Origin of the sequence: Roseicyclus mahoneyensis, assembly GCF_003148775.1 — a bacterium.
In the GTDB taxonomy this organism is placed as follows: domain Bacteria; phylum Pseudomonadota; class Alphaproteobacteria; order Rhodobacterales; family Rhodobacteraceae; genus Roseicyclus; species Roseicyclus mahoneyensis.
Map to the genome: position 1 here is coordinate 762,552 of NZ_QGGW01000001.1, position 18,255 is coordinate 780,806.

12 protein-coding genes and 1 tRNA gene are annotated in these 18,255 nt (G+C 64.1%); 6 read left to right on the top strand and 7 right to left on the bottom strand.

Annotation, left to right across the window (positions count from 1 at the left end; genetic code table 11):
* Positions 1 to 3: 3 nt before the first annotated feature.
* Together C7455_RS03755 and C7455_RS03760 are read right to left on the bottom strand one after the other, a co-directional pair.
* Complete coding sequence (locus C7455_RS03755) at positions 4 to 4,125, bottom strand: Hint domain-containing protein (protein WP_109665543.1); 4,122 nt, start codon at positions 4,123 to 4,125, stop codon at positions 4 to 6.
* A gap of 738 nt (positions 4,126 to 4,863) precedes the next feature.
* Positions 4,864 to 4,947 (bottom strand) — tRNA-Leu (locus C7455_RS03760).
* Positions 4,948 to 5,131: 184 nt separating this feature from the next.
* On the opposite strand from C7455_RS03760, the gene C7455_RS03765 reads away from it, so the two are divergent.
* Both C7455_RS03765 and C7455_RS03770 read left to right on the top strand, forming a co-directional pair.
* Positions 5,132 to 5,746 (top strand): exopolysaccharide biosynthesis protein, encoded by a 615-nt coding sequence (locus C7455_RS03765; RefSeq protein WP_109665546.1) that lies wholly within the window; start codon positions 5,132 to 5,134, stop codon positions 5,744 to 5,746.
* 7 nt (positions 5,747 to 5,753) lie between these two features.
* A complete protein-coding gene (locus C7455_RS03770; protein ID WP_109665549.1) occupies positions 5,754 to 6,248 on the top strand; it encodes a disulfide bond formation protein B in 495 nt (164 codons plus the stop codon).
* Here the strand turns inward: C7455_RS03770 and C7455_RS03775 are convergent.
* Positions 6,235 to 6,504, bottom strand: coding sequence for an usg protein (locus tag C7455_RS03775; RefSeq protein ID WP_109665551.1), 270 nt, complete (start codon positions 6,502 to 6,504; stop codon positions 6,235 to 6,237). The genes C7455_RS03770 and C7455_RS03775 overlap by 14 nt on opposite strands.
* Before the next feature lie 195 nt (positions 6,505 to 6,699).
* On the opposite strand from C7455_RS03775, the gene gyrA reads away from it, so the two are divergent.
* Genes gyrA through gluQRS form a run of 3 tightly spaced genes read left to right on the top strand, consistent with a single transcriptional unit; the run spans position 6,700 to position 11,747 of the window.
* Positions 6,700 to 9,453, top strand: a complete 2,754-nt coding sequence (gene gyrA, locus C7455_RS03780; protein WP_109665554.1) for a DNA gyrase subunit A — start codon at positions 6,700 to 6,702, stop codon at positions 9,451 to 9,453.
* Between the two features lie 44 nt (positions 9,454 to 9,497).
* Entirely contained in the window at positions 9,498 to 10,853 is a 1,356-nt protein-coding gene (trmFO, locus tag C7455_RS03785; RefSeq protein ID WP_109665557.1) for a methylenetetrahydrofolate--tRNA-(uracil(54)-C(5))-methyltransferase (FADH(2)-oxidizing) TrmFO, read from the top strand.
* A gap of 45 nt (positions 10,854 to 10,898) precedes the next feature.
* Positions 10,899 to 11,747: a tRNA glutamyl-Q(34) synthetase GluQRS gene (gene gluQRS, locus C7455_RS03790; RefSeq protein ID WP_109665560.1), complete on the top strand. Its 849-nt coding sequence runs from the start codon at positions 10,899 to 10,901 to the stop codon at positions 11,745 to 11,747.
* Between the two features lie 40 nt (positions 11,748 to 11,787).
* Here gluQRS and hisI read toward each other — a convergent pair whose 3' ends face one another.
* The gene (gene hisI / locus C7455_RS03795; RefSeq protein WP_109665563.1) at positions 11,788 to 12,147 is read right to left on the bottom strand and encodes a phosphoribosyl-AMP cyclohydrolase; all 360 of its coding nucleotides are present in this window, start codon (positions 12,145 to 12,147) and stop codon (positions 11,788 to 11,790) included.
* A 73-nt stretch (positions 12,148 to 12,220) separates the two neighbouring features.
* Here hisI and C7455_RS03800 point away from each other — a divergent pair, with 73 nt between their 5' ends.
* Positions 12,221 to 12,676 (top strand): iron-sulfur cluster assembly scaffold protein, encoded by a 456-nt coding sequence (locus C7455_RS03800; protein WP_109665566.1) that lies wholly within the window; start codon positions 12,221 to 12,223, stop codon positions 12,674 to 12,676.
* A gap of 387 nt (positions 12,677 to 13,063) precedes the next feature.
* Here the strand turns inward: C7455_RS03800 and recG are convergent, their stop codons facing one another.
* From recG to ctrA, 3 genes are all read right to left on the bottom strand, one after another.
* Entirely contained in the window at positions 13,064 to 15,172 is a 2,109-nt protein-coding gene (recG, locus tag C7455_RS03805; protein WP_109665569.1) for an ATP-dependent DNA helicase RecG, read from the bottom strand.
* On the bottom strand, positions 15,165 to 17,363 hold the full coding sequence (gene ligA / locus C7455_RS03810; RefSeq protein ID WP_109665572.1) for an NAD-dependent DNA ligase LigA: 2,199 nt from the start codon (positions 17,361 to 17,363) through the stop codon (positions 15,165 to 15,167). Before ligA ends, recG begins: the two co-directional genes overlap by 8 nt.
* Before the next feature lie 76 nt (positions 17,364 to 17,439).
* On the bottom strand, positions 17,440 to 18,153 hold the full coding sequence (ctrA, locus tag C7455_RS03815) for a response regulator transcription factor CtrA (RefSeq protein ID WP_109665574.1): 714 nt from the start codon (positions 18,151 to 18,153) through the stop codon (positions 17,440 to 17,442).
* Positions 18,154 to 18,255 lie beyond the last annotated feature (102 nt).

Here is an 18,255-nt window from a genome sequence, read left to right on the forward strand (position 1 = left end):
GGCTCAGAGCTGCAGCAGTTGAGCCTCGTGCGCCTTGAGGGACCGGCGCGCGGCGGCGTAGTTCTCGATCCCGTCCTTGGTCCTCAAGTCGGGGAAGAGCGCGAAGATTTCCGACCGGACGTGTTCGCCCATGTCGCTCATCGTCTGCTCGCCCGGCTGGAAGCTTTCGGTCCAGGACCCGTTGGACAAGACCACTTCGTGCTGGTCGAACATGAAGTGGATGTAGGTCGTCCGCAGCGTTTCGAGCTGCGAGATGCCCCATTTGTTCAACAGATGCTTGGCCGGAACCAGAACCTCGGTTTCGTTGAAGTACAGCTCGGTCATCTGGTTGGCGATCAGAAGCCGGTGCTGCGGCGACACGACCATGTCGCGTTCCGGAAGGCCATGGCCGAGGCTTCCCTTCTTTATCAGGATCGGCTTGAAGTTCGGGTTCTGCGCCAGTTCCGACCGGTCGAGCGTCCGGGTGCCGACCCAGCGGATTTCCTGGATGCCGTTGTCGCGGGTGATAACCCGGTCACCGACGCGCAGGTTCTCCACCGGCACCTCGCCACGCGGCGTCGCGATCAGCGTGCCGGGAGTGAAGCAGGGGATGACGTTCTCGATTTCCTTGAAGATCAACTCGCCCGCGATCTGGGTCTGGGCGGCATCCTTGTAGAAGATGACCTTGCCGGATTCGCCCGGGGTGCCGGTGGGGTCGATCGCATCGTCGAAGATGATCTTGAGCGGGCCAGCACCGGACAGGTCGAGCACGTCGACATCCTTGCCGTCAGGATCTTCGCCGCCGATGATCACATCGCCGGCACCTTCGGCATAGACGTCGCCCGTCAGCGGATCGGTATAGAGCCCGATCTTGAAGGTGTCGTTTCCGAACCCACCGTCCATCGTGTCGGCACCCTGGCCACCGATGATCAGGTCATCACCATCGCCACCAAAGATCAGGTCATTGTCGATGCCACCGTCCAGCGTGTCGTTTCCGGCACCACCATAGATCGTATCGTCGTCATCCTCGCCAAAGATCAGGTCGTCGCCGTCGCCGCCGTCGAGGAAATCCCGGCCGTTGTCGCGGATCGGGTCGACCGGGTTGCCGTCGAGATCGAAGTCGATGACGTTGAAGCTGTCGGGCACCGACGAGCCAAGACCGCCGTAGATCGTGTCGTTGCCGCCACCGGCAAAGACCGTGTCCGACCCCTCGCCCGAGATGATCAGGTCATCCCCATCGCCGGTGGTGATGCTGTCGTCGTCATAACCGGCGTCGATAGTGTTGTTGCCACCCAACGAGGTGATGATGTCGTTATCATCTCCGGTGCTGATCAGGTCATCGCCAAAGCCGGTGAGGACCGTATCGCGGTCATCGTTCGGATCGCTGTCGGCAAACCCGAAGAAGGGGAATCCGCGATCCGGCGTGCCATCGATCCCGGCATTGATTGTGTTGTTGCCCTCGAGCGCCACGATCCAGTCGTTGCCCGACCCGCCGGTGATGCTGTTGTTGCCGGTGCCGCCGTCAAGCACGTCATCGCCCGAGCCGCCGTTGAGGGTGTCATTCCCCGCGCCGCCGAGCAGGGTATCGTTGCCCTCGGCACCACCCATCGAGTCGTTGCCTTCGCCACCGTCGAGGAAGTCGTTGCCTTCGTTGCCGCGCAGGATGTCGTCGCCCGAACCACCCAGAACGGTGTCGTCACCGTTGCCGCCGATCAGCGTGTCGTTGCCGTCGCCGCCATCCAGCACATCGTTGCCCATGCCACCCACAAGGCTGTCATCGCCGCCCTGACCAAAGATCACGTCATCGCCGTCATCGCCGAAGATGGTGTCATTGCCCGCCGGGCCGGTCGCCTGCGACAGTTGCACAAGGCTTACATTGTCGATCGCTGCGCCAAACGCGTCTTCACGGCCCAGACCTTCGAATTCAAGCCGGTTGGACCCGTTGCCCGCACCGCCGATCAGGTCGAGCGTGATGGTTTCGAAATCGCTCTCGCCGACATTGCTGGGGTCGATGGTCGCGATCAGTTGGCCGCCCCAGTAGACATTGACGAGGTTCTCGTCCGGCCCGTCGATCGAGGTCAGGAACTGGCTGTCGCTGACATCGAAGGTCAGGCGATAGGATAGGCCGTCCTGCACACCCGCGACGTTCTGGCCGATGCGGTTGTTGCCGGGGCTGGCCTCAAGGTCGAGCCAGTTGTTGCCGTCGGTGGCCACCTGACCGTCGCGGCTGTCGTTGTGGACGTCGATCTCGTTGCCGCTGGTGTCGGTCCAGCCGGGGATCACGCCATTGACGGCGACAAACCCGTAGAAGGTCGGCGTCATCCCCGTCGTGTCCTCGAAGGACCCGTTTACGATCAGGTTCGGCCCGATCGGCGTGCCCACGGGCGCGTCATCGCCATACAGCGTGTCGTTGCCCGTGCCGCCGAGGATCGAGTCGTTGCCTGTCTCGCCAAATATCAGGTCGTCGCCGGCACCGCCCACGAGCGTGTCGTTGCCCGGCCCTTCGGGATCGGCCACCACCGGCACATCAAAGAACACGTCGGTGACGTTGACGCCCGAATTGTTGAAGCCGTTCTGGCTGTGGGTGATGACGATGCGCGCCACCGGGCCGGGGATCTCGACCAGGAGCGAATATTCCGGCGCGGTATCCTCGAGATAGCCACCGTTCGAATCCGCGGTGTCCACACCCGGCACGGCATCGGTGTCCAGAAGCGTGATCCGGTTGCCCGCGGTCAGTTCGATCTCGATCGGGTTGCCGGCTGCGTCGAAGGCCTGCACCCGCACCACGCCATCGCCGTCAATGTCGTTGATGCGGAATGACACGTTTTCGACCGGCGTCGAGAAGCCAAGCTCGTAGCTTTCCGAATTCCCTTTGCCGCGCGTCTCGGAATAGAACGAGCTGGTCGCGTTGATTGTCTCGGATCCGCTGTCGATACCGGCGATGTTCTGGGCCGTGTTCTCGAACTGGTTCAGCACGTGGCCATTAGGGTGCAGCACCTTGAAGGTGACGTTCACACTGCCGGTGTTTTGGGTGAACCCGTCAATCGGATCGCCATTGTCGATCGGGTTGGGGCCGTTGGGGTCATCCACAAGGCTCCAGTTCAGGCTCTCGCGGACACTCGCCGTGTTGCCGTCGGCCAGCCCCAACGACTGATCGCCGAAAATCACGTCATTGCCCGCGCCGCCGTCGATGCTGTCGTCGCCCGAACCGCCGAAGACGGTGTCGTCCGCCGCGCCGGCAAGAACCGTATCATCGCCCGCGCCCGCATCCACGACATCCTCGTCGCCGCCGGTGGCATTGTCGCCCGCGTCGATCATGTCGCCATCGGGGTCGCCGGTGTAGGCCGCGTCGATCAAATCGGCGCCGGACGTGCCCTCGACGATGAAGTCAGCGGTGACGTCGGACCGGTAACCAGCGTCGACTTCGGCTAGAACGGTGCCGAACCCCAGGTGAACCACATCCGTCAATCCGGACGTCACATCCGCGTCGCTGTCACCGGTGAAATCTCCGACATCCTTGGCAACCAGCCCCAGTTTACCCAGTTCGGTCGGGAACTTCACGACGTAATCACCCGCCGCAAGCCCCTGAAAACTGTAGAGACCGAAAGCATCGGTCTGGGTGGACTGAACCACGTTTCCGGACCGATCAAGCAGCTGGACGCTCACACCTTCGATGCCAGGCTCAAAGCCGCCGCCATCAGTGAATTCCGTGTCATCTCCGTTTGTGTCATTGAACACACGGCCGAGAATGGCGGATGTCATGGGGTCGGCGTAGCCCGCGTCGACCTCACGCAGCTTCTGCCCCTGGGCCAGGTGGATGCGGTCTGTGATCCCGGTCGTCACGTTAGCATCGCTGTCAGCGGTGAAATCCGCGGCATCCTTTTGGACCAGCGTTCCCGTATTTGTCTGGGTGGGGAACTTCACGAAATAGTCGCCCTTGGCCAGATTGGAGAAGCTGTAATTGCCGAAGTTGTCGGTATGCGTCGTCTTGACGACACGACCGTGCGCATCGAGCAACTGAACCGTCTGTCCGCCGATGCCGACCTCGAAGCCGCCAGCAGCGTTGAATTCGCTGTTGTCGCCATTGGTGTCGGTGAACATCCGGCCAGAAATCGAAGCAGTTTTGCTCGTGAAAAACAAGGTCATGGTCGTATCTCCCGCTTTCGGCGCCGGTCCGGCGTCGCGAATCCCGGCCTCCCGGGCTGCTATATGTGACTAACCGCGGAACGATCCCTGCAAGACAAATGGCAGCGCGCCCGACCGCCGCCACGAAAAAAGGAGACGTTCCCGTGCCGCAAGTGCACAAGCGTGCTACTCAGGATGGCTCAAGGCATCCCTTTCGAACATGCGAGACGTCGGTCCAAATGACCGCGCGCCGCGCATAGCGTCCCCGCGTTTCAAAGCGCAGGTCGTGCGGCCGCCCCCGTGGCCTTAGCAAACATCGCCCCCCAGTTGGGCTTGCGTTCTGATATCCGGAATGAGTGCAGAACAGAAAGCAAAAAGTTTCGAGAATATCTTAAGACCTATGCAAAACGTGCCGCTTTTTTGACCAGTTGCGGCCATGGGCAAGCCGAGGCGTTGAGGCAAACATATGAGGCCGAGACCGTCGCCAACCACCGCTCTGCCCTTGGTATGATCAAGTATCATTGGCGTTAACCACCAATCTTTCGATAGCTGGGCGGGCTTGGACCCTGGTGCTGAGCTTGGGTCTGACTGCATGGCAAGTGCAGACGATCTGGAAACAGTGTGTCACGTCTCGGCGACGACAGACACAATTCCGCCATGTTTCATGCGACTTAGACCTGTCTAAAAGGACAGGTGCCTCGCCTCGCTCCACCCATTGTTCCACGAATCGGAACGGATGCGATCAATATGTCATGATTGTGGTACCCGAGGCCGGACTCGAACCGGCAAGCCTTGCGGCGGCGGATTTTGAATCCGCTGCGTCTACCATTCCGCCACTCGGGCAACGCTTGTCCGGATACCGAAAGCGCCGTATCTCGTCCAGCCCAAATCATGGCGTGGTCGCAAGGGGCGGAGCAGTGTCCGGCATCGGTCCGCTGCACGCTGGCGAGCCCACGCCGGGTTTGCTACCGATGGCCACGAGTCGTGATGACGCAGCGTGTTCGGGATCACAGGAGGAGACAGGTCAATGACGGCACCTGCCGGTGAGCCACTGACGATTTCGCAACGCCTGAACAGACTGGCCGAAGACGCGCAGGGCGACGCCGTCACGCTGGACTGGATCCTGGAGCAGCTGCATGAGAGGGCCTTCGGACTGTTCTTGCTGGTGCTGGCGCTGCCGTGCTGCATCCCGTTCCTTTATGGCCTGCCCCAGATCGTCGCCCTGCCGCTGATGTTTGTCTCGGGACAAATCCTGCTCGGTCGCGAAACACCGTGGCTGCCGCAAAAGCTGGGCACACGGACGGTGGCCAAGACGACCCTCGAGGGTTTGGCCCGCCGGGCAGGACCTTGGCTGCGCCGGATCGAGGCGGTAAGCCGCCCCCGGCTTGCGGCGCTCACGCGGCGCCCTCTGGATCAGGTGGTTGGAGTCGTGCTGGTGCTGTTCAGCGCTTCGATCCTCGTGCCCTTGCCGGGCACGAACACGGTGCCGGGCTTTGCCGTGGTGATCGTTTCGATGGGGCTGTTGCAGCGCGATGGCATGTTGGTGATCTTCGGCGCAGTCTTGGGCATGGCCTGGATCGGGACGTTGCTGGTGGCGGGCGCGACCGTGGCAAGCCTGATCAGAACATGGCTGGGAGCATGAGGGGCATATGCAACGCACACATCTGATTGCGCTGGCGGCGCTGGGGTCGCTGGGCCTGTTGGCGGGCGCCTTTGCCTTTCAATACATCGGCGGGCTTGCCCCTTGCGCGATGTGCCTGTGGCAACGCTGGCCGCATGCCGCCGCCATCGTCATTGGTGGCGTGGGGCTTGCCCTGCCGCACGCCCTTGTCGCCCTTGCGGGCGCTGCGGCGATGCTGACGGGTGCGGGCATCGCGCTGATGCACACCGGCGTCGAACGCGGCTGGTGGACGCTCAATCTCAGCTGCACGGGCGGCGGCGAGGATCTGCGCGCGATGGACATCTCCGCGCTGCTCGACCCTACCCAGGGCGGCGCGGTCGTAATGTGCACGGATGTGCCATGGTCGATGCTGGGCCTGTCGATGGCATCGTGGAACGGCATCGCAAGCCTTGTGTTGGTGGCGTTCTGGCTCGCGGCCGCGCGGGCCCGCGCGGCGCAAGGGTTGCGCCCTAGTGGTAGGTGAACTCCCCCGTCACGTTGCGCCATTCGCCGGGCGAGATCATCTTGCGATGCACAAACCGCACCGAATGCAGCGGCGCCTCGATGCTGCCCTGCCAGAACTCGATGAACTCGAACAGGCGCGGATGATCGGGCGCAAGATCGTAGTCTTGCCAGACGAAGGTGTTGAGAACATTGCGGTAATCGGGCATCCGGTAGACCATCTCGGCGGTGGTCAGTCCGTAGCCCTTCAGCATCAGCTCGGTCTCGGTCGTTTTCATGGGCACCTCTGGTGTTGCCTCTTCCACGACACGAGCTTGCCTCAGAGATTTTAAAAATCAATAAAAACAATCTGTTGGCAATCATTCTGGGTGGCTGCCAATCGCAATCGCCCTGCGCCATTGCACCCCATATCCGGGGAACGTATACTACGCCGCAACAAGATATAGACGCGGCCACAGACACAGGCGGACCCCGTGAGCGATACCCCCGAACCCCCTGAGAACGATACCGAAAACGCCCCCGAGCGCGCGCCTCATCACGGCCCGTCGATCGATATCGCGGCCGAGATGAAGACCTCGTTCCTCGATTACGCGATGTCGGTCATCATCTCCCGGGCGATCCCCGACCTGCGCGACGGGCTGAAACCGGTGCACCGGCGCATCTTGTTTGCCATGCACGAAACCGGCAACACCCACGAAAAATCCTATCGCAAATCCGCCCGCCCCGTGGGCGATGTGATGGGCCAGTATCACCCCCACGGCGACAGCGCGATCTATGACGCGCTGGTGCGCATGGCGCAGCCCTTTTCCATGTCGCTGCCGCTTTTGGACGGTCAGGGCAATTTCGGCTCGATGGACGGCGATAACCCGGCGGCCATGCGCTACACCGAAGTGCGGATGGACAAGCCCGCCGCCTATCTTCTGGCAGATATCGACAAGGACACCGTCGATTTTCAGGACAATTACGACGGCAAGCAGCAAGAACCCACGGTTCTGCCCGCGCGCTTTCCCAACATGCTGGTCAATGGCGCGGGCGGCATCGCCGTCGGCATGGCGACGAACATCCCGCCCCACAATCTTGGCGAGGTGATCGACGCCTGCCAGGCGCTGATCGTGAACCCCGACCTGACGTCAGAGCAGTTGATCGACTATATCCCCGCCCCCGATTTTCCCACCGGTGCGATGATCCTCGGCCGGGCGGGCGCGCGCAAAGCCTACCTCGAGGGGCGCGGCAGCGTCATCATCCGCGCCAAGACCCGTGTGGAAGAGGTGCGCAAGGATCGCTACGCCATCATCATCGACGAAATCCCCTATCAGGTGAACAAGGCGTCGATGATCGAGCGCATCGCGGATCTCGTGCGCGAAAAGAAGTTGGAGGGCATTTCCGCCGTTGCCGACGAGAGCGACCGGATCGGCGTGCGCGTGGTGATTGAGCTGAAACGTGACGCGACGCCCGAGGTGGTGCTGAACCAGCTGTTCCGCTTCACCCAGATGCAGACGCATTTCGGCTGCAACATGCTGGCGCTGAACGGGGGGCGGCCCGAACAACTGACGCTGCGCGGATTCCTGACCGCCTTTCTCGATTTCCGCGAAGAAGTGGTGGCGCGCCGCACCGCGTTCGAGTTGCGCAAGGCGCGCGACCGGGCGCATGTGCTTTGCGGTCTGGCCGTGGCCGTGTCGAATGTCGACGAGGTGGTGCGCACCATCCGCCAATCCGCCGACGCGGGCGAGGCGCGCGAGAAACTGATGACCCGGCGCTGGCCCGCCGAGGAAATCCTGCCCTTTATCAAGCTGATCGACGACCCGACCCATACCGCCAACGAGGACGGCACCTACAACCTGTCCGAAGTGCAGGCCCGCGCCATCCTCGATCTGCGGCTCCAGCGTCTGACGCAACTGGGCGTCAAGGAAGTCACCGACGAGCTGCAGGAGCTTGCGGGCAAGATCAAGGATTACCTCGACATCCTCGGCTCGCGCGAGCGCATCCTTGCGATCATCTCGGCCGAACTGGCCGAGGTGAAGGATCTTTTCGCCGTGCCCCGCCGCACCGAGATCACCGACTGGTCGGGCGACATGGACGACGAGGACCTGATCGAGCGCGAGGACATGGTCGTCACAATCACGCAGGGCGGCTACATCAAGCGCACGCCGCTTGTGGACTTCCGCGCGCAAAAGCGCGGCGGCAAGGGTGTGGCGGGCGGCGCGCTCAAGGATGACGACGTGGTGACGTCGCTGTTCGTGGCCAACACGCACACGCCGCTTCTGGTCTTCACCACCAGCGGCATGGTCTACAAGCTCAAGACATGGCGCCTGCCCTTGGGCAGCCGGTCGTCGCGCGGCAAGGCCATCGTCAACATCTTGCCGATCGAGCCCGGCACCGGCATCGCCGCCGTCATGCCCGTCGACCGGGACGAGGCGCATTGGGACGAATTGCAGATCTTCTTCGCCACCTCGGACGGGGACGTGCGCCGCAATGCGCTGTCGGATTTCACCAATGTCATGCGCAACGGCAAGATCGCGATGAAACTGCCCGAGGAGGGATCCGTGAGCCTTGTGAACGCGCGCATCTGTTCCGAAGATGACGACATCATGCTGGTGACGGCTCTTGGCCGCGCGATCCGCTTCCCCACGACCGAGGTGCGGGTCTTCAAGGGCCGCGATTCCACCGGCGTGCGCGGCATCCGTCTGGCGGAGGGCGACCGTGTCGTATCGATGGCCGTGATCCGCCATTTCGAGGCCGAAGCGATGGAACGCGCCGCCTATCTTAAGCAGCGCCGCCTGATGGCCGGTGCGCCCGAGGAAGAGATCGAGACCGACGAGGATGAGGACGCCGTCGCCGAGGGCCAACTGTCGCCCGATCGCTATGCGGAGATGTCGGCAGCCGAGGACCTGATCCTGACCATCACCGCCAGCGGGTCGGGCAAGCTGTCGTCAAGCCATGACTACCCCGTGCGCGGTCGCGGCGGCCAAGGCGTGATGGCGATGGACAAGGCGATGCGCGGTGGCGCGCTGGTGGCAAGCTTCCCGGTCGAAATCCATGACCAGATCATGCTGGCCACCTCGACCGGCCAATCCATCCGGGTACCGGTCGAGGGCATCAGCTTCCGTTCGCGCAGCGCGGGCGGGGTGAAGGTGTTCAACACCGCCAAGGGCGAAGAAGTCGTCAGTGTGGCCTGGATCGCCGATCAGGCCGAAGAGGAAGATAGCACACCGGGGGCAGAGGGCTGAGAGGCCCTTTGCATCCCGCAGCTTCACGCGCTACATCCGCCGACATGACATACAAAGACCTCACCATCATCGGCGGCGGCATGGCCGGCTCCGAGGCCGCGTGGCAGGCCGCCGAGGCCGGCATCAAAGTCACGCTGCACGAAATGCGGCCCGCCGTCGGCACCTTCGCCCATCGCACCGGGTCGCTGGCGGAAATGGTGTGTTCCAATTCCTTCCGCTCGGATGACGACGAACAAAATGCCGTTGGCCTGCTGCATTGGGAAATGCGCACTGCGGGCTCCATCATCATGGAAACGGCCTATGCCCACCGCCTCCCCGCAGGCGGCGCGCTGGCCGTCGACCGCGACCCTTTCGCCGAGGCCGTGACAGCCCGGCTGCACGCGCATCCCAACATCACAGTGGTGGGGGGCGAGATCACCGCCCTGCCCGATGGCCCCGCGATCATCGCCACCGGGCCGCTGACCTCCGGCGCATTGGCAGAGGCCATCGCGGCCCAGACCGGACAGGACAGTCTGGCATTTTTCGATGCCATCGCACCCATCGTCTATGCCGACACGATCGACATGTCCGTGGCTTGGGAACAGTCGCGCTACGACAAGGGCGAGACCGAGGCCGAACAGCGTGCCTATATCAACTGCCCGATGACGCGCACGGAATACGACGCCTTCATCGACGCGCTGCTCGCTGCCGACAAGACCGAGTTCCACGAGGGCGAGACCGCTGGCTATTTCGACGGCTGCCTGCCCATCGAAGTGATGGCAGAACGCGGCCGCGAGACGCTGCGCCATGGACCGATGAAACCCGTGGGCCTGACAAATCCGCATGACCCGACCGTCAAGCCATGGGCTGTGGTGCAACTGCGCCGCGACAATGCGCTGGGCACGCTTTACAACATCGTGGGCTTCCAGACCAAGATGAAGTATGGCGCGCAAACATCTGTTTTCAAGATGATCCCCGGCTTGCAAGACGCCAGTTTCGCCCGCCTTGGCGGCATCCACCGCAACACCTTCATCAACTCGCCAACCTTGCTTGATGATCAGATGCGCTTGCGCTCAAGGCCCAACATCCGCTTCGCGGGCCAGATCACCGGGGTCGAGGGCTATGTCGAATCTGCCGCAATGGGCCTTTTGGCCGGCCGCCTCGCCGCCGCCGAATTGCGGGGCGAAACCCTGAGACCCGTCCCGCAGGTTACCGCCATGGGCGCGCTTGTCCATCACATCACCGGTGGGGCCGAGGCCAAGACCTTTCAGCCGATGAACGTCAACTTCGGCCTCTTCCCGCCGGTCGAAGGGCTGAAAGCAGGTCGCCGCGGCCGCAAGGACCGCTACAAAGCCTATACCGACCGCGCCAAGGCCGCCTGGCAGGAGTGGCTGGGAACGACGCGGGCCGATGCGGCTTGATCCTCAGACGAAACGTGATCTTCGCCACACAGATCATCGGCTGAAATGACGTTTCGAACCCGCTTCGCCCCGTCTCCCACAGGCCCCTTGCACCTCGGCCACGCCTATTCCGCCATCCTGGGCCATGACATGGCCCGGGCGGCCGGGGGTGAATTCCTGCTTCGGATCGACGATCTCGACCAATCGCGCTGCCGCCCGGAATGGGAGGAGCTCATCTTCGAAGATCTGCGATGGCTTGGTCTTGCCTGGGACGGCAATGTAAGACGCCAATCCGAGCATTTCGAGCATTACAGCCAGACGATCCATAACCTCGCGGAACAGGGGGCCGTCTATCCCTGCACCTGCTCGCGCCGCGATATCGAAGCCGCTGCCTCCGCCCCGCAAGAAGGCGTGCCTGCCTTTGGCCCCGATGGCCGCATCTATCCCGGCACCTGCCGCAGTCGTGCCTATGGCGACCGGCAACCGACCGACGCCCTGCGCTACGATCTGTCAAAAACGGTTGGCCCGCCGCCCCGCATGCCCGCCTTTACCGAAACCGGCCCGACCCATGCCGGCCGGCACGAGGTCACGGCCGAACATCTTCTGACGCGCGTGGGCGACCCGATCCTTGCGCGTCCTGGCATGGCGGCCAGCTATCACTTCGCGGTCATCCTCGACGATGCGCAAAGCGGTGTAACCCATGTCATTCGCGGCGAAGACCTGTTCGAGGCCACCTTCGTGCAACGATTCTTGCAATGGGAATTGGGTTTGTCGCCCCCGATCTACCACCATCACCGCCTGATCCGCGACGATACCGGCAAGCGTCTGGCCAAGCGCGACGATGCCCGCGCGATCCGCACCTACCGGGCAGAGGGCGCCACGCCCGAGGACATCCGCCGCAAGATCGGCCTCTGACAGGCTTCATCTTTCCACAAATATGCCCGCGACCGACCCGTCACTCGGGCGACATCAGTTCGACTTCCTGCCCGTCCCGCACGGCCGTGTAGAAACACACCCGCCGGTTCGTGTGGCAAGCAGGCCCTGTCTGACGCACCAGCGCCAGCAGGCAATCGCGGTCGCAATCCAGACGCAGCTCCACCAGCTCCTGCACGTGGCCCGAGCTTTCACCCTTGACCCAGAACGCCCCGCGCGACCGGCTCCAATAGGTCACGCGTCCCGTCTCCAGCGTGCACTCGACGGCCTCGGCATTCATCCATGCCAGCATCAGCACCTCGCCCGTCGCGGCCTCCTGCGCGATGCAAGGGATCAGGCCGTTGGCGTCATAACGCAGGGTCTTGGCATCGAACTCGGCCATGGGGATGGGGTTCCTCTTTGCAAAATCGCCTCACGCCGCTACCTATAGAAGCGCAGCGATTGAGGCGAAACCCATGTCCGGCGACACTGATCTGATCAAGCTCTATTCGCAGCGCATTCTGGCGCTGGCGGCCGATATTCCGCATGCCGGCCGCCTCAAGGACCCGCAAGTCAGCCTGCGCAAACGCGCGCCGCTCTGCGGCTCGACGGTGACGGTGGATCTCGACATGGCGGACGGGCGGATCGCCCGCTTCGGTCAGGATGTGAAGGCCTGCGCGCTGGGACAGGCCGCCGCCGCCCTGATGGGGGCGGACATCCTTGGTCGCACAAAACCCGAGGTGGAGGCCGCGCGCGACGCGCTGCGCGCCATGTTGCGTGACAGCGGGCCTGCGCCCGGAGCCCCCTTCCACGGTTATGACGTGCTGGAACCCGCGCGCGACTATCGCAACCGCCACGCCTCGATCCTGCTCTCGCTCGAGGCCACCGCCGAAGCCATGGCCGAGGCCGAGCGCGCCACCGCCTGCGCATAAAAGGCGCCACAAGAAAAAACCGCCGCACCTCCGGACAGGAGGGCGGCGGCAGTCAGCGTATCCATCGACAAGACCACGTCCCGGGAGGCAATCCGGGCTTGGCAAGGGTGCGGGCGGGGACAGTCGCCGCACCCGTTGGCCCTGTCGGACCGCAGGCAGAAACCGAAAAAACTCAGACGAGGCCGGGCAGGTGCAACAGCCCGTAGGTGAATATCGCCAGTGCCAGAACCCCTGCGGTGTCACCCAGCAGGGTGTCGCCGTTGCGGGCCAGAAACTCGGTGATGCGGGTCATGGGCTTCGCTCCTATTGCCGTCGTGTTACCGCTTTGTTCTCATTTTCCCGACCACAGGTCAAGAACTTTTTGAGAACATAGGCGAACAAAACGGGTCACCCTGCCGAAATCAGCCGGATCGCCTTGTCCTGCTCCAACAGCCACAGCAACACGCGGGCAGATTGCCCCTGCGGGCCGATCAGACCGGGATCGCGCACCAAAAGCGTGCGCGCCGCCGATTGCGCCAAGGCCATCAGCCCCGTCTGCGCCTCCAGATCGGCGATGCGGAACCGCGGCAGACCCGATTGTGCGGTGCCGATCACATCGCCCGCGCCGCGGATTGCCAGATCCTCCTCGGCGATGCGGAACCCGTCCTCGGTGTCGCGCAGCACCATCAACCGGCGCCGCGCCGTCTCGCCCAGAGGGGGGCGATACATCAACAGGCAGGTAGAGGCGGCCGCCCCCCTGCCGACGCGGCCCCGCAACTGGTGGAGTTGCGCAAGGCCGAAAATCTCGGCCTGTTCGATCACCATGATCGAGGCGTTGGGCACATCCACGCCCACCTCGATCACGGTCGTGGCGACCAGCACCCGCGTCTCGCCCTGCGCAAAGGCCATCATCGCGGCCGTCTTTTCGTCGGGCGGCAGCTGGCCGTGGACCAGCCCCACCACCCCTTCACCCAAGGCGGCGCGCAAGAGCTTGAACCGTTCTTCGGCAGCGGTCGCGTCGAAATTCTCGCTTTCCTCGACCAGAGGGCAGACCCAATAGGCCTGCCGCCCCTCGGCCACCGCGCGGCGCAAATGGTCCACCACCTCGTCTATCCGCCCCGAGGACACCAGCGCGGTTGTCACCGGCGTGCGACCGGGCGGCTTTTCATCCAGCACGCTCACATCCATGTCGCCGTATTGCGCAAGGCTCAACGTGCGGGGGATGGGCGTGGCCGTCATCACCAGCACATCGGCGCCCTGCCCCTTTTCGCCCAGCTTGATGCGCTGGCGCACGCCGAAGCGGTGCTGTTCGTCGACGATGGCCAGCCGCAGGTCGGCGAAGGCCACGTCGGACTGGAACACCGCATGGGTGCCCACAAGGATCTGGATGTCGCCCCGCCCGAGCGCGGCGAGTTTCGCGCGCCGCTCCGCCCCCTTGTCCTGCCCCGAGAGCAACTCGATCACCACACCTGCCGCCTCGGCCAGCGGTTTGAGATTGGCGTAATGCTGACCCGCAAGGATCGTGGTCGGCGCCATCATCACACCCTGCCCGCCCGCCTCAACCGCGACCAAGAGCGCCATCAGCGCCACCAGAGTCTTTCCCGCGCCGACGTCACCTTGCAAAAGCCGGTTCATCCGGGTCGGCTCCGCCATATCGGCGGCAATTTCGTCGATGGCGCGCATCTGCGCGGCCGTCGGACGGAACGGCAGGCTTGCCAGCACCTGTTGCCGCAAACGCCCGTTCCCTTGCGTCACGCGCCCCTTGCCCCGGCGAGCCGAGGCGCGCGCCAAGGCCAGCGTCAACTGGTGGGCGAACAGCTCGTCAAAAGCCAGCCGCTCCCGCGCCGGTGCGCCCCGCGCCAGATCGGCAGCACTGGCCGGCGCATGGGCGGCGGCGATGGCGTCATGCCAGGCGGGCCAGTTCTTTTGCTCGGCCAAGGGAATGTCGATCCATTCGCCAAGGATCGGCGCACGCTCCAGCGCCGAGGCGACGGCCCGGCGCATTCCCTTTTGCGTGACGCCCGCCGTCAGCGGATAGACCGGCTCAAAGGGCGGGATCTCGTCCGACTCCTCGGGCGGCAGGATATGGTCGGGGTGCGGCATCTGGGCGATGGCGTCGAACAGCTCCACCTTGCCTGACACGATGCGGCGGCTGCCCGTGGGCAGGATGCGCGCGAGGTAATCGCCCTTGGCATGGAAAAAGACGAGCTGGAAACTGGTCTTGGCATCCTCCACCTCTATGCGATAGGGGCCGCGGCCCGCGGGCGCGCGGTGCAAGCCCACCGTCACCTCGACCGTCGCCACGCCGGGCAGGGGCACGTCGCGGATCGAGGTCGCGCGCGCCCGGTCCACGCCGCCGATGGGCAGGGTCAGCAACAGGTCTTTCGGCGTCTCGACAGCCAATGCCTTGTAATGCTTGGCTGTCTTTGGGCCAACACCGTCAAGCGTCTCAAGCCCCGCAAAGAGCGGCCATAGCTCTTCCGGCCGCCCCTTGGGATGCGACGGCCCCTCAGCCATCGCCGGGCGCCGCCCCGGCGATCAAGGCCAGCCAGCCATCCTCGTCCAGCGTCTCGATCCCCAGTTCGGCGGCCTTCGTGGCCTTGGACCCCGCGCCGGGCCCGGCGACAAGGATGTCGGTCTTGGCCGAGACGCTGCCCGCGACCTTGGCCCCCAAAGCCTCGGCCCGCGCCTTAGCCTCGGCGCGGGTCATCTTTTCGAGCGTGCCGGTGAATACGACGGTCTTTCCCGCCACCGGGCTGCCATCGGTCTTGCGCGCGGGCGGGGCCATGATGTCGAGATGGGCGATCAGCCGGTCGATCGAGGCGCGCTCGGCCTCTTGTGACAGGGTGGTGGTCAGCGCCACGGCGACCGCTTCGCCAATGCCGTCGATGGCGGTGATCTCGGACCAGGCGGGACTGTCGGCAAGGCAAGCCTTGCGCGCCTTGGCGTCCGGCGCTGCGGCCGCAGGCTCCCGCACGGCGAGGTCGACCGTGTCGATGAAGGCGGCCCAGGTGCCGAAGTGGCGCGCCAGATCGCTCGCCGCCACCTCGCCGACATGGCGGATGCCAAGGGCAAAGATCAACCGGCCCAGCCCGATGCGCCGACGCTCGTCGATCGCGTCGAACAGGTTTGCAGCACTCTTCTCGCCCCACCCCTCCCGGTTCTTGAGCTGCTGCAAACCCTGACCGTATTTCTCTTTTAGATCAAATATATCGGCGGGCTCCTTCACCCATCCATCAGCATGGAAGGCCTCAACCTGCTTCGCCCCCAAACCCTCGATATCGAAGGCCGCGCGCGAGACGAAATGTTTCAGCTTCTCGACCGCCTGCGCCGGACAGATGAGCCCGCCGGAGCAGCGGCGCACGGCGTCACCTTCCTCGCGCACGGCATCCGATCCGCATTCCGGGCAAGCCGTCGGGAACACATAGGGCAGCGCCCTTTCAGGGCGGCGCGACAGGTCGACATCGGCGATCTTGGGGATCACATCGCCCGCGCGGTAGACCTGCACCCAGTCGCCCACGCGAATATCCTTGCCGTCGCGGATGGTGTGCCCGCGCGCATCCCGCCCCGCGATGTAATCCTCGTTGTGCAGCGTGGCGTTAGACACCACGACACCGCCGACGGTGACGGGCACCAATCGCGCTACAGGACTGAGCGCGCCGGTGCGGCCGACCTGAATGTCGATGGCTTCAAGCCGGGTCCAGGCCAGCTCGGCGGGGAATTTATGCGCGATGGCCCAGCGCGGCGTGGTGGAGCGCAGGCCAAGCCGATCCTGCAGCGCCAGATCGTCAAGCTTGTAGACCACGCCGTCGATGTCATAGCCCAGCGTCGCGCGGGCCGCCTCGATGCCGGCGTAATGGGTCAGCATCGCCTCCAGCGACTCGCAGCGGCGGGTCAACGGATTGGTCTGAAAGCCCAAGGCCGCCAGCCGCGCGATGGCCTGCGCCTGCGTGGCGGCAAGAGGCTGGGAAATCTGACCCCAGGAATAGGCGAAAAAGCGCAGCGGCCGGGCCCGGGTGATCGCGGCGTCAAGCTGGCGCAGTGACCCGGCAGCGGCGTTGCGGGGATTGGCGAAGCTTTTCCCCCCAGACGCCTCTTGGCGCGCGTTCAGCGCGGCGAAATCGGCGTGGCTCATGTAGACCTCGCCGCGCACCTCAAGCACATCGGGCGCGCCGGTGATCTTGTCTGGAATATCGGCGATCTGGCGCGCATTGGCGGTCACATTCTCGCCGGTCTCACCGTCGCCGCGGGTGGCGGCGCTGACGAGCTGCCCACCCTCGTAGCGCAGCGACAGCGACAGCCCGTCAATCTTTGGCTCGGCGGTAAAGTCCAGCGGTGCGTCCTCGGGCAGGTTCAGGTAGCGCCGGATGCCCGTCACGAAATCGGCCACATCCGCCGCGTCGAAGGCATTGGCCAGCGACAGCATGCGCTGAGCGTGGATGATCTTGCCGAACCCCTCGGCAGGGACGGCCCCGATCCGGTCGCTGGGGCTGTCGGCGCGCTTGAGCGCGGGAAAGCGCGCCTCGATCGCGGCATTCTCGCGCTTGAGCCGGTCGTACTCCGCGTCCGTAAGCTCGGGCGCGTCATCTTGGTAATAGGCGCGGTTGGCACCTTCGAGAAGGCGTGCCAGTTCGCCTAGCCGCACGCGCGCGTCTGTCTCGGTCAAGGCAGCGGCTCGCTCCGTCGCGCGATCGGTCTCATCGGCCATGCGGCTGCCCCCTCCCTTCCTGCCCGGTCTGGTGTGATTGGGTTTAGGAGGGTCGCGTGCAGATTTCCAGCCCGCGTCAGGCGTTCATGGCGATGCCCATCGCATCTTGACCCGCAATAGGGTCGCGCAGCACGTAGCCGCGCCCCCATACGGTCTCGATATAGGTCTGCCCGCCGGTCGCAACCGAGAGTTTCTTGCGCAGCTTGCAGATGAAGACATCGATGATCTTCAACTCGGGCTCGTCCATGCCGCCGTAAAGGTGGTTGAGAAACATCTCCTTGGTCAGGGTCGTGCCCTTCCTCAGGCTCAGCAGTTCGAGCATCTGGTATTCCTTGCCGGTCAGATGCACGGTCTGCCCGCCCACCTCCACGGTCTTGGCGTCGAGGTTGACGGCGATGCGCCCGGTCTTGATGACCGATTGCGCATGCCCCTTGGAGCGACGGATGATGGCATGTATGCGCGCCACCAGTTCCTCGCGGTGGAAGGGCTTGGTGAGGTAATCATCGGCACCGAACCCGAAGCCCTTGAGCTTGGTATCAGGATCGTCGAGGCCCGAAAGAATCAGGATCGGCGTGTTGACCCGCGCGCTGCGCAACTGGCGCAGGACGTCATGGCCATGGATGTCGGGCAGGTTCAGGTCGAGCAAGATGATGTCGTAATCATAGAGCTTTGCCAGATCGATGCCTTCCTCGCCCAGATCGGTGGCGTAGACATTGAGGTTGGCATGACGAAGCATCATCTCGATGCTGCGGGACGTGGTGGGGTCGTCTTCGACAAGCAAAACGCGCATCAGGTCACTCCGAATCTCAATCTGGTTCTCCTGAGCGTCCGCCGAAATGGTTAATTTCAAGTTACCCTTTTCGACAGGTTTCTGCGTTCATTTTGAGAGCAT

Bases quoted from the DNA above. Each gene is read 5' to 3' on its own strand.
- C7455_RS03755 (WP_109665543.1), bottom strand. From the start codon at position 4,125: ATGACCTTGTTTTTCACGAGCAAAACTGCTTCGATTTCTGGCCGGATG.
- C7455_RS03765 (WP_109665546.1), top strand. From the start codon at position 5,132: ATGACGGCACCTGCCGGTGAGCCACTGACGATTTCGCAACGCCTGAAC.
- C7455_RS03770 (WP_109665549.1), top strand. From the start codon at position 5,754: ATGCAACGCACACATCTGATTGCGCTGGCGGCGCTGGGGTCGCTGGGC.
- C7455_RS03775 (WP_109665551.1), bottom strand. From the start codon at position 6,504: ATGAAAACGACCGAGACCGAGCTGATGCTGAAGGGCTACGGACTGACC.
- trmFO (WP_109665557.1), top strand. From the start codon at position 9,498: ATGACATACAAAGACCTCACCATCATCGGCGGCGGCATGGCCGGCTCC.
- gluQRS (WP_109665560.1), top strand. From the start codon at position 10,899: ATGACGTTTCGAACCCGCTTCGCCCCGTCTCCCACAGGCCCCTTGCAC.
- hisI (WP_109665563.1), bottom strand. From the start codon at position 12,147: ATGGCCGAGTTCGATGCCAAGACCCTGCGTTATGACGCCAACGGCCTG.
- C7455_RS03800 (WP_109665566.1), top strand. From the start codon at position 12,221: ATGTCCGGCGACACTGATCTGATCAAGCTCTATTCGCAGCGCATTCTG.
- recG (WP_109665569.1), bottom strand. From the start codon at position 15,172: ATGGCTGAGGGGCCGTCGCATCCCAAGGGGCGGCCGGAAGAGCTATGG.
- ligA (WP_109665572.1), bottom strand. From the start codon at position 17,363: ATGGCCGATGAGACCGATCGCGCGACGGAGCGAGCCGCTGCCTTGACC.
- ctrA (WP_109665574.1), bottom strand. From the start codon at position 18,153: ATGCGCGTTTTGCTTGTCGAAGACGACCCCACCACGTCCCGCAGCATC.